Source organism: Pseudarthrobacter sp. fls2-241-R2A-127, assembly GCF_030209355.1.
GTDB lineage: Bacteria > Actinomycetota > Actinomycetes > Actinomycetales > Micrococcaceae > Arthrobacter.
In genome coordinates this window covers 124556-134627 of the sequence record NZ_JARVSF010000005.1, presented here as the reverse complement: position 1 = coordinate 134627, position 10072 = coordinate 124556, and the positions used below count along the sequence as shown (strand labels likewise).

12 protein-coding genes are annotated in these 10072 nt (G+C 64.5%); 6 read left to right on the top strand and 6 right to left on the bottom strand.

The genetic code is table 11. The features are described 5' to 3' along the window. Positions 1–13: 13 nt before the first annotated feature. The gene (locus QRN53_RS03110; protein ID WP_285242560.1) at positions 14–1039 is read right to left on the bottom strand and encodes a DUF4192 domain-containing protein; all 1026 of its coding nucleotides are present in this window, start codon (positions 1037–1039) and stop codon (positions 14–16) included. A 512-nt stretch (positions 1040–1551) separates the two neighbouring features. On the opposite strand from QRN53_RS03110, the gene QRN53_RS03105 reads away from it, so the two are divergent. From QRN53_RS03105 to QRN53_RS03085, 5 genes are read left to right on the top strand one after another with little or no spacing between them, the layout of a single operon-like run. After that, positions 1552–2832, top strand: coding sequence for an IS110 family RNA-guided transposase (locus QRN53_RS03105; RefSeq protein WP_285242559.1), 1281 nt, complete (start codon positions 1552–1554; stop codon positions 2830–2832). Between the two features lie 10 nt (positions 2833–2842). After that, positions 2843–3265: an ArsR/SmtB family transcription factor gene (locus QRN53_RS03100; RefSeq protein WP_285242558.1), complete on the top strand. Its 423-nt coding sequence runs from the start codon at positions 2843–2845 to the stop codon at positions 3263–3265. Next, complete coding sequence (locus QRN53_RS03095; RefSeq protein WP_284987857.1) at positions 3258–3731, top strand: SRPBCC family protein; 474 nt, start codon at positions 3258–3260, stop codon at positions 3729–3731. The genes QRN53_RS03100 and QRN53_RS03095 overlap by 8 nt, the downstream gene beginning before the upstream one ends. After that, entirely contained in the window at positions 3728–4543 is an 816-nt protein-coding gene (locus QRN53_RS03090) for an alpha/beta fold hydrolase (protein WP_285242557.1), read from the top strand. Before QRN53_RS03095 ends, QRN53_RS03090 begins: the two co-directional genes overlap by 4 nt. A gap of 51 nt (positions 4544–4594) precedes the next feature. Beyond that, positions 4595–5308, top strand: coding sequence for a DUF998 domain-containing protein (locus QRN53_RS03085; RefSeq protein WP_285242556.1), 714 nt, complete (start codon positions 4595–4597; stop codon positions 5306–5308). Between the two features lie 259 nt (positions 5309–5567). Here QRN53_RS03085 and QRN53_RS03080 read toward each other — a convergent pair whose 3' ends face one another. The 5 genes from QRN53_RS03080 to QRN53_RS03060 all read right to left on the bottom strand — a co-directional run bounded on the left by QRN53_RS03080 (position 5568) and on the right by QRN53_RS03060 (position 9453). Next, positions 5568–5873, bottom strand: a complete 306-nt coding sequence (locus tag QRN53_RS03080) for a hypothetical protein (protein WP_285242555.1) — start codon at positions 5871–5873, stop codon at positions 5568–5570. A gap of 186 nt (positions 5874–6059) precedes the next feature. After that, complete coding sequence (dprA, locus tag QRN53_RS03075) at positions 6060–6968, bottom strand: DNA-processing protein DprA (RefSeq protein WP_285242554.1); 909 nt, start codon at positions 6966–6968, stop codon at positions 6060–6062. A gap of 380 nt (positions 6969–7348) precedes the next feature. Further along, on the bottom strand, positions 7349–7945 hold the full coding sequence (locus QRN53_RS03070) for a recombinase family protein (protein ID WP_285242553.1): 597 nt from the start codon (positions 7943–7945) through the stop codon (positions 7349–7351). Then, positions 7839–8477 (bottom strand): ABC transporter permease subunit, encoded by a 639-nt coding sequence (locus tag QRN53_RS03065; RefSeq protein WP_285242552.1) that lies wholly within the window; start codon positions 8475–8477, stop codon positions 7839–7841. Before QRN53_RS03065 ends, QRN53_RS03070 begins: the two co-directional genes overlap by 107 nt. Beyond that, positions 8467–9453 carry an ABC transporter ATP-binding protein gene (locus QRN53_RS03060; protein ID WP_285242551.1) on the bottom strand — a complete coding sequence of 329 codons (987 nt, stop codon included), beginning with the start codon at positions 9451–9453 and terminating at the stop codon, positions 8467–8469. The genes QRN53_RS03065 and QRN53_RS03060 overlap by 11 nt, the downstream gene beginning before the upstream one ends. A 69-nt stretch (positions 9454–9522) precedes the next feature. Between QRN53_RS03060 and QRN53_RS03055 the strand changes: the two genes are divergently transcribed. Continuing rightward, a complete protein-coding gene (locus tag QRN53_RS03055) occupies positions 9523–10041 on the top strand; it encodes a DinB family protein (protein ID WP_285242550.1) in 519 nt (172 codons plus the stop codon). The last annotated feature ends 31 nt before the right edge of the window (positions 10042–10072 follow it).

The window sequence follows — 10072 nt, the reverse complement described above, 5'->3', positions numbered from 1 at the left end:
CGGCCCCATCCGTCTAGCGGTGCCGCTTGTAGGCGGTGGCCTGGTTCTTCGCGACCGGGGCGATGGTTCCCCTGCTCACCAGCTGGTCCATCAGTTCCGCGAGCCGGTAGCCCGGCGTGTCAGCCAGGGCGAGCTTGAAGTGGTCTCCAGCGACCGACGATTGACCCTTGAGGTACGCCAACCAGCCGATCAGGGTCAGCAGGGGCGCCCGGTAGCCTTCCGGTGCCGAGTCAATGAGGTCACGCGCCGTGTCCTGCGCCCGGTCCACGCGGTCCCAGTCCGGGGCGATCCCCTCCCCTACGAGCAGGTTCCCGCTTCCCTCGGCGTCGGGAAGCTCGGGGGCGATCACGTTGCAGAACAACGTGTCGCGCAGGTCCGGGCGCTGGAAGCACGCCAGCAGCTCCACCGCCGTCTCCGGATCCATCCATCCGTCCCGGGTCAGGGCCTCGGCCCACAGTTCCCGGCCCGGAGCCAGCTCCGCTCCGAGCACTCCCGGGAGCGCGTGCCGGATCTGTTCCTCCCTCTCTGCCGGGCCTGCGAACGGGGCATAGTTGGTGCCGGGCGTCTGTTGGTAGCTGCTGCCACGGAACACCAGTTCCGCGTTCAGTTGCCCGTCCGTGATGGATTCCAGCGGTTCGGGCGGGCAGCACCCGGCGTCGCTGTCGCACAGCAGGTTTTGCCAGTGTGACGGGGTGACCAGCCATGCGTCCTGGAGCGGGGTGCCTGCGTTGTCCAGCGCTTCGATGACGGCTTCGACGTGATCGTGGAAGGGGCGGGGCTGCCCGGGCGCTGGGGTGTTGGCCGTGTAGATTGCCAGCAGCACCGCCGTGGCCTGCGTGTCCAAAGCGAGGTAGTCGACCATGGACCGGGCGAAACCGGCGGGTTCGGCGGACGCGGGGGCGTCGACACGGAGTGTCGCGCCGAGCGTCTTGCCCCGCATCGTCAGGAACACAAAGGATTCCCGCGGTACGAACCCGAGGGAGTGCGGGATGAAACCGAGGATGTCGGCGGGGCTGGAGATGCGGATAGCATCATTCATGTTGAAAGTCCTTTGCTGAGGATGATGGTGGGTGGGGCGGTGTTGGTGACCGGCCAGCGTCCCCTCGCCCCCCTTGTTGTTTTGGCTGCTGGCGAAGCTTGCGGAGCTGTGGCCGACGGAGGCCTGTCTACCCTTGGGCAAGGGGCGGGAAATTCCCGGAGGAAATCAGCGACGAAGGAGCGCCGCAGGGAAATTCCCGCCGCGCAGGCCCCGACGAAGGAGGGGCTAGACGGGCCGGAGCGGACACGTACAATCCGTCAGGACAGCAGCCAAAACGGTAATACTGGAACAGTCCTTGAGCCGGCGTGACCCAGCCAAAAATTGACGTACCAGGCGGCACTGTCTTCCCGACGATCTGTCCGCCGGCTCAAGGTCCGTTAAAAGGGGTGTCGGGCCAGGCGGACATGACCTCATAGGAGCCTGATACGACCAGTCCCATTACCGTTTTGTCTGCCCACCTGGCCCGCGCCCGATCAATCAGCATTCGACGCGACTGAGGGGCAATTTCCATCTTGGCAAGCGAACCAATAAAAGTCATCGCGGGTATCGACACCCACGCCGACACACACCACGTAGCCGTGATCAACGAACACGGCAAACCCCTTGCAGACAGGGAATTCCTGGCCGTGGGATCCGGATACCGGAAAATCATCGACTTCATCACTTCCTACGGCACAGTCGTAGCCGTCGGGGTCGAAGGAACAGGCTCCTACGGTGCCGAACTCGCCCGAACTCTTCGGGGTGAAGGGCTCACCGTGCTGGAGGTAAACCGCCCGAACCGGGCCGCCCGTCGTCTCAAAGGGAAGTCAGACCCGTTGGATGCCTACCAGGCCGCCAAGTCCGTGCTCGAGGGGCGGACCAAGGCGATCCCTAAGGCCAAAGACGGCCCCGTCGAATGCCTGCGGATCGTACGTTCCGGGCGCGCATCAGCCATCAAGGCCCGCAGTGCGGCCATCAACCAGATCAAGGCGCTCCTCGTTTCAGCCCCGGACAAGATCCGGGCGAAATACCGGGCGCTGGCCACCTCAGCGCTGATTCCTGCCCTGCAGCGCACGAGACCTTCCGGGCATATGGCTGACCCCGAGTACGTGACTCTGCTGACGCTCAAGGCGTTGGCAGCCCGATGCCAAGCGCTGGGAACGGAAATCGCGGCTGCTGACGCTGCCCTCAAGGAAATCCTGGACGGCTATGCTCCGATGCTTTGTGATCTCCCAGGAGTCGGAACCGAAGTGGCCAGCCAGTTGTTGATCACCGTCGGGGACAATCCGGACCGTCTGGGGAACGAGGCCCAGTTCGCTTCGCTCGTCGGCGTCGCCCCGGTGCCAGCCTCATCGGGCAAGACAACCCGCCACCGGCTCAGCAGGGGCGGCGACCGCAGCGCCAATAATGCCTTGCACCAGGTTGTTCTGGTGCGCATGGGCTCGTGCCAACGGACCAAGGAGTACGTGGCTAAACGCACGTCAGAGGGAAAGAGCAAACGCGAAATCATGCGCTGCCTCAAACGCTACGCAGCCAGGGAAATCTACCGTCAGATCACCAATCCCCGGCCCGCACCCGACAACTCCGACCTCCGCCGCAGGCGGACAGACCTCGGCATGACCTTAACGACCGTCGCCGGCGAACTTGGTCAATGGGTTTCCATCATTTCGCGTCTGGAACGCGGACATATCCGCAACGATGCCCTGGCCGGCGCCTACCGGAAATGGCTCATCGACCAGGCCGAAATGCCACGCCGCACACCTCCGACGACAGCTGCAGCAAGGACAAATGCGTTACCGGGCGCCGTTAGCTGAGACTCAAGGCTTGACGCTTTACTCAAACCAGACTTACTCTAAAACCACAAGGTTATATAACGACAAGGTTATGGTTTTGATGGTTGATGAATTGAGTGCAGTGTTCGCGGCGTTGGCCGATCCGACTCGGCGGGCTATTCTGCAGCGGCTCGCTGACGGTGACGCGCAGGTGTCCGACCTCGCGGCGCCTTTCAGGATCAGCCAACCGGCGATTTCGAGGCATTTGAAGGTATTGGAAAATGCTGGCCTGATCTCCCGGAACCGGGTAGCGACTGCCCGGTTCAGTCATCTGGAGCCCGACCGGCTTAAGGAAGCGAGCGAGTACATGGAGCGGTACAAGAAGTTTTGGGGTGAGTCCTTCGACAAACTCGACGGCGCGCTGGCCTCGTTTCAGCGCGACACCCCACCTATGGGAAAGGGCCGAGATGTCTGAGGGGCGCCAGCAGGAAGTCACAGAACACGATGTTTTCATTTCCCGCTCTTTCGCCGCCCCCAGGGACACGGTCTGGCGGTTCTGGACCGAACCCCAACTCCTCGCCTCATGGTTCGGGCCTGAAGGAGTTCACGTACCCGTGGACAGCATCATCGTGGAGCTCGTGGAGCAGGGCCGGTGGGAGTTGACCATGGTCGACAACGCTACCGGGGCCGGCCACCCCATCCGGGGGCGCATCACCGCCTTTCAGGCACCGGAATCCCTCGAGATTCAACTGACAGCGCTGACCGAGGCTGGGCCCGTGGACGACGTCGTGCTGCGGCTTCAGTTCCACGATCACGGCGACCGGACGCGCATGACCCTCCATCAAGGCCCGTTCACCGACGAGATCCGGGACATGACCCACGCCGGATGGATACTGTCCTTCACCAAACTCGACACCCTCCTCGAAAGGCCCACAGCATGAAAACCAGCGCCGCCCAAAGCCAGGTCACCCAGATCACCTCAGCGGACGGAACCCCCATCTCCGTCGAACACATCGGCTCCGGCCCCTCCCTGGTCCTGGTTGACGGCGCCTTCTGCGGCCGGTCCTTCGGCCCGGCGCGGGCCCTGGCCACCACGCTGGCCGACTCCTTCACCGTGTACTTCTACGACCGTCGCGGCCGCGGCGACAGCGGTGATACACGGCCCTACTCCGTGGAACGCGAAATCGAAGACCTAGCCGCCGTCATCACCCATGCGGGCGGAGACCCCTACGTCTATGGCATCTCCTCCGGTGCGGCCCTCGCCCTCGAAGCAGCAGCGGCGGGTATCCCGATGCGCAAGCTCGCCACCTACGAGGCCCCCTACACGGGAATCGGGAACGTCGACGGAACGCCCGTCGACCACGCCGGGCACCTGAACTCACTGCTCGCCCAAAACAAGCGCGGCGCGATGGTCTCCTACTTCTTGGTCAAGATGATCGGCGTCCCTGCATTTGTGCCCCTCATGCTGCGCCTCATGCCAAAGATCTGGAAGAGCCAAAAGGACGCCGCCAACACCCTCCCCAATGAAATTGCCGTTACCAACAACTTCACCGCACCCACCGGCCGGTTCGCCAAAATCACGGTGCCGACCCTTGTCATGGTCGGTGGAAAAGCCGCCCCGGTCATGACCTCAGCTCAAGCAACAACAGCCGCCGCGATCCCCCAGGCCCTTCACCGCACCCTCGAGGGCCAAACACACCAAGTCTCAGACGCAGCAATGGCAGCCGAACTCCGCGGGTTCTTCACCAACTGACCCGTTGACCACTCTCACCAAATTCATTTCGCCCACAGACCGGAATAGACCATGCCCAAAATCAGCTATCAGACCGAACATCAGGGATCCCAACGACGCCCGCCCGCCTCCTCTGCCACGCGGGTATTGCTGGCCTGTGGCATCACCGCCGGCCCCCTATACCTTCTGGTCAGCTATGCCCAGGCGTTTCTTCGCCCGGGCTTCGACGCGGCACATAACGACCTCAGCGTCCTAGCCAACGGCGACCTAGGCTGGATGCAAACCACAAACCTGATCCTCACCGGCGCCCTAACCCTCCTGACCGCCGTCGGATTCCGTCGCGCACTCAACCCCGGACGAGGAGCCACCTGGGGGCCGGTTCTCGTCGGAATCTACGGTGCCGGATTAGTGGGTGCGGGGATTTTCACCGCCGATCCCATGAACGGATTCCCTCAAGGCGCACCTCCCGGACCCCCTATCTCCGGGTCCCTCCACGGGTTTCTTCACTTCGTTACCGCAGGGATTGGCTTTGCCGCCTTCATCGCTGCCTGCTGCGTTATGGCCCGCCGGTTCTACACATCCGAAAACCGGAGGCTCGGAGCATTCTCCCTTGCTACCGGAATCCTCTTTCTCGCCGCCTTCGTCGGCATTGCCAGCGGGTCAACGTCAGCCGTCATCGTTCTTAGCTTCACAGCAGCCGTAGTCCTCGCTTGGACCTGGCTGGCAATAACGGCCGCCCACCTACGACGCAGCCAACCCCTGCCTCCCACCGTCCGCACCAGCTGAGCGAGCCAACCACTAAAAAGCACGATCAACAGCAATTTGACGACTATAGGAGCATCGTCGAAGACGTAAACAACAGGGCCAGGGGCGGCGGAGCCCTGCGGAGCCGGCACTGGACCCAACAGCCGGCCGCGTCAGCGGACGCCCGCTCCTGGGGCGAGCTCTGCGAGCATCTGCTTTGGACAGGCAGGAGGACCGGCACCAAGCGGTGCCGGTCCTCCTCGTTCAACTTCTTACCGAAGTCCCACCGGGTGTCCTGCTTCTAGCGTTGGAAGAAGCGAACCAGTTCCGTGATGGTCAAAATTATCCCGGTGACTACTGTGGCTGCACCCACGACCAAGAGGATGCGGGCTCCAGTTTTCCGTTGGTTGCTGGCAAGTAGAGCTGTTCCGAGGTTGAGGATGCCTGCACCGCCAATACCCAGTGCCGGGCCGTAGTGAAGCGGTGCCAGTAGGGCCGCCAGGAATAGGTACACGACCCCTAGCCATGCAAGGCGGCGCGCTTTCCTGTACCTCTCTTCTTCGGTCAAACGATCAACTCTTTCTTCCGCTGTATACATCAGGCTCATCTTCCTTCTCGTCTCTTTGAATCGTATCTGCGGACACCGACATCCTTCCGGCCGCGAATGCAAACCATCGGCTTCGCTCCTACGGCGGTGTGGCGGTCCGTCGCCAGCAACCACCATCGACGTCAGCCCCGTGCGGCGGACCGCCAGCGGTGACCGGCCCCCGGAAGGACCGGCCACTTTGCCTTTTTAGGCGGCGAGCAGTTCGGTGAGTTCTGCAGCGTCGGTGACCAGCACCGCGCCGCCTTCCTTTAGGAGCCGGTGGCATCCTGCGGAGTTGGCGCTGTGGACACTGCCCGGGACGGCCGCGACGTGCCGGGCGATGGTTTCGGCGTGATGGGCTGTATTCAGCGCGCCGGAGCGCCACCGGGCCTCGACCACGCAAGTGACCCCGGCCAAGGCTGCGATGATGCGGTTTCTGAGAAGAAAGCGATGCCTAGTAGGTGCCGATCCTGGAGGTAACTCCGAGAGCGTCAGACCATTGGCGCGGATCGCGGCCGCGAGATCAGCGTTACCTGAGGGGTAGTCACGGTCAAGGCCTCCGGCCAGTACCGCAAGGGTCGCCGGTCCTTCTCCCTGGCTCCCGGCCAACGCGGCCCGGTGCGCGTGCGCATCGATGCCGTAGGCCAGCCCTGAGATCACGCAGATTCCGCGTTGGGCCAACCCATATGCCATATCCCCTGTAACGGCGGCGCCGTAGCTGGTCGAGTCCCGGGAACCGGTAAGAGCCACACACTTCGAAGGCGCTGGCATGCCTTTATCGATGCTGCCCCGGTACCAAAGCCCGTACGGGGCGTCGGGCAGATCGTCCAAGCCTTCCGGCCAGTGTTCATCTCCTGGGATGAGGAACCCGCCGCCCAGACGTTCCATGGTGGCCAGGTCCTTCTCCGGGTCGACCTCCGGAACCCGCGGCGCCCACCGTCTCAACGCTTCTGACAATTCTTCGACCGTGGCCTCCGGAATGGCGTGTACGGGTTGCGCGCCGGTGGCAAACCGCAAGGCAGCGTACGCGCCAAGCCTGCCCACGAGGGCACGGCCGACACGGTCGCCGGGTTCCAAGAGTCGGGTCAGGGCTGCGCGTGCAATGCGATCGTTCATGGTTTCTCTCGTCCTTTGCTGAGGATCCGGTGAGTGGGGCGGCTTGGGTGACCGGCCAGCGTCCCTTCTCCCCCGGGCGTTTTTTGCCTGCTGGCGGAGCATCGCGGAGCTGTGCCCGACGGAGTCGGGGCAACCCGAAGGGCAAGCAGCTGATGGGTTGTGGGAGGAAATAAGCGAAGCGCCGACACAATCCATCGGCGGCGCAGCCGTCCGCAGGACGGTTGAGCCGGTGGAGCGGGCACGTACGATCCGCAGGACAGCAGCAAAAAACAGAAAAACGCTTTTACAGCCCGAGCGCAGCGAGGACCGATCCCCTAACCCAAGCGCTGCATGGGCGAGGCTGGAAACAGTGTCAGCCGTTACCCGCTGTTCAGGAGCACCTACAGGTTGCTGTTCTGGCGTGCAGCGAGGGCCTGCTGGTGGCGGTAAAGCGTTGCACGGCTCCAGCCCACGAGCCGGGCGGCGTCTTCCGCAGTACGGCCCTTCGCACGGGCGTCCTGGGCGATCGCCAGTTTGTCCGCGATGATGGCAGGGTCAGACACCGGCCGGCCGAATCGGGTTCCGTTCTGCCTGGCGGCCGTGATGCCAGCGTTGACACGTTCGATGATCAGTTCGCGCTCATACTCGGCGAGGGTGGCGAGTAGGTTCAGCATCAGCCGGCCCGTTGAGGTCGCGGGGTCGATGCCGTCCGAGATGGATCGGACGTGGATGCCGCGGTCGCGCAGCAGGGTCACGGTGTTGAGCACATCGATCAGCGACCGGCCCAAGCGGTCGACCCGCCACACCACGACGGTGTCGCCCTCCTCGGCGTACTCGAGGAGCTTTTTCATTCCGGGCCGCTCGATGGCCGTCTTGCTGCCCGAAGTCACGTCAGCGAAGACGTCGCGTTTCTGCACGCCAGCGGTGACCAGCGCGTCCAGCTGCAGTTGGGCATCCTGACTGGAAGTGCTGACCCGTGTATAACCAAGTTGCCTCACCAGGCCATTCTGACTCGAAAAGTCCCCGATGTACCCTCGGCGAGACGACTGGTGGCGAGATGTCCGCCGGCAGGACCATGTCCACCAGACTCCCCTCGAGCACCAGCGAAACGCCCATGACCGCGGCCAGCAGGAAGGTGCCAAGGGCCATGGCCAGGAACTTGTCCACCACCACCCTTCCGCGGCCCACCGGGTTGGAGAGCAGCAGGTCCATGGTGTGCCGGTCCTCTTCCCCGCCGATGGCGCCTGCGCCGGCACTGACGGCGTAGATCAAAACGGCGATAGGTCCCATGAAGGACATCAGCTCCACCTGGATGTACCCCGTGGGGGTGGACAGGTCCGCGCTGGAGGTGGCAAACAGGGACCGGAAAGCCTCCGGCATCTGGTCGATGAAGCCGCTGATGGACGGCTGGGACTGGACCGCCGGCCACACGGCCGCATACATGGCCACGATCAAGGCCAGGGAGACGGCCCAGGCGAGCAGCGTCCTGCCTTGGTCCCGGAGCGTCTTCACCAGGACGTTAGCCAGCATGGCGTGCCCCCGCCCCGAGCGCGTCCGGGGCATGGGCGGCACCCTGGTCCGAGCCGTAATAGCTCAGGAAGGTTTCCTCCAGCGGGGCCTCGGAACATTCAAAGTCCTCCACCTCCCGGGCGCTCACCAGCTTCAGGAGCGCATCGAGGGCCGACTGTGGTGCGTTGCAGCTGAGCGAGCGGCCATCAACCGCCAGGTCCCGGACGCCCGGTACGCCGGCGAAGTCTGCGGCGGACACGGGTCCCGTGAATCTGGCCCGCACCCGGTGCAGGGACCGCGCAGCGAGGTCCTGCAGCCGCTCCACCGCCACGAGCTTCCCCGCCCGGACCACTCCGATCCTGTCGGCGACGCGTTCCACCTCACCCAGGACGTGCGAGGAGAAAAGCGCGGACCCGCCGCCGGCCGTGTGCTCGCGGAGGATGGAATGGAACACCTGCTGCACCAGCGGGTCGATCCCGCTGGTGGGCTCGTCCAGCACCAGCAGGCTCGGCTTGGACATCACCGCCAGGACCACGGCAAGTTTTTGCCGGTTTCCGCGCGACAGGGTGCGGGCCGGCCGGTTCAGGTCAAGGTCCAGCCGCTCCGCCAGGTCGACGGCGCGCGGGGCATCGTCCCGGTGCCGCAGGTGGGCGCAGTAGGCCACATGCTGGTGTCCGGTAAGGCGTTCGTAGAGCGCCGGCTCCCCCGGCACATAGCCCACGAGGCGGTGGACATCCCGGGCCTGCCGCCAGGCATCCAACCCAAGCACCGTCGCCGTGCCGGCCGTGGGCCGAAGCATTCCCATCAGGAGCCGGATGGTCGTCGTCTTACCCGCCCCGTTGGGGCCCAGATACCCGAATACCTCGCCCGGCCCGATCGTGAGCGTCACGTCGTCGAGCGCCGTGTTCCGGCCGAACCGTTTGGTCAGGCCGGACAGCTGCACCATGCTGTCCGCATCCACCGGGGCTCCCGCAACAGGGCGGCCATCCGCACTCATGCTGCAAGGCTAGGCAAGCGCCCCCGGGCGTCCCAGAGGCTTTCGGCCCGGACCCCCTAGACTGCTCTCATGCCTATCGTTCCTGATGAAAAGGACTGGACCTGGGTCTTGTCCCGTACCTGCCCGGAATGTTCCTTCGACGCCTCCACCGCGACCCCGGCCACAGTTCCCGGCATCATCGAAAACATGCTGCCCCGGTGGCGGGCCGTCCTGCGCCGCCCCGATGCCGCTGAGCGACCCGATGACCACACGTGGTCCCCGCTGGAGTATGCCTGCCATGTGCGGGACGTCTTCACCCTCTTCGACCACCGGCTCAACCTGATCCTGGCCGAGGACGGCGCCCGCTTCGACAACTGGGACCAGGACCTGACCGCGGAGGAGAACGACTACGCCAATGCCGAACCGTCCGAGGTCAGTGCCGAACTGGCCACCGAAGGGCACCAGGCCGCGGATTCCTTCGCCGGCGTCCGCGAAGAAGACTGGGGACGGAAGGGCCTGCGCAGCAACGGATCCGAGTTCACCGTCCTGACCCTCGCCCAATACTTCCTGCACGACGTCGTCCATCACCTGCACGACGTCGACGGCTAGCAGGCCGGGCGGCTGATTCCTGCCCCCCCAG